The organism is Methylobacterium sp. J-030, from assembly GCF_022829545.1.
In the GTDB taxonomy this organism is placed as follows: Bacteria; Pseudomonadota; Alphaproteobacteria; order Rhizobiales; family Beijerinckiaceae; genus Methylobacterium.
Genome location: NZ_JAKSYM010000145.1, coordinates 1 through 651 on the forward strand (window position 1 = coordinate 1; position 651 = coordinate 651).

Here is a 651-nt window from a genome sequence, read left to right on the forward strand (position 1 = left end):
GGCGGTGCTCGTCGCCGCCTCCCTCGCCGCTCGCCGTGCGGACCTACGGACTCACCCAGGAGAAGGGATCGACCATGACCAACGTCACCAAGCTGCCGACCGCCATGGACCGGGCCGAGGCCCTGAAGGCTAAAGCACTGAACTTCATCGAGCAGGCGCAGGGCGCGCTTGGCGAGGCAGAAGAGGCCCTGACCTCCGACGAGCGCCGGCACGACGCGCCATCGCCCGCAGCCCAGCACGCGATGGTTCATCTCGTGGAGGTCGACAACGTGCTGGAGCAGGCCGCCAAGATGCTCGGCGGCGGCATCACGGTCGTTAGATGCACCAACGTTCAGCAGGTCAGTCTGACGCGCCGTGATTGAACCCCGAGGTCCGGGCGATCTCGGATTGGTCCGGTCGATCCATGCTGATGAAGGAGGTCATCATGACGAAGTCGAATATCGCCGGCGCGATTAACGCGGCCCATGCCGGTGTCGAGGCCGCCAAGCGCGAGGGCGCCCGCTACGCTGTCGAGTGCGGGAAGTTGCTAGCCCAGGCCAAGGAGACGGTCCCGCACGGCGGCTGGGATGCTTGGCTCCGGCTGAACACCACCGTCTCACCCAGGACGGCACAGCTCTACATGCGGATCGCCCGGCACGTCGAAGGCGACTC

2 protein-coding genes are annotated in these 651 nt (G+C 66.5%); both read left to right on the forward strand.

Annotated features, from left to right (window positions below):
- On the forward strand, positions 1–362 hold a 362-nt coding region (locus MKK75_RS08285), incomplete at its 5' end, for a hypothetical protein (protein ID WP_244042116.1).
- Between the two features lie 62 nt (positions 363–424).
- Positions 425–651 (forward strand): DUF3102 domain-containing protein (locus MKK75_RS08290; RefSeq protein WP_244042117.1); only part of this gene is annotated, 227 nt, incomplete at its 3' end.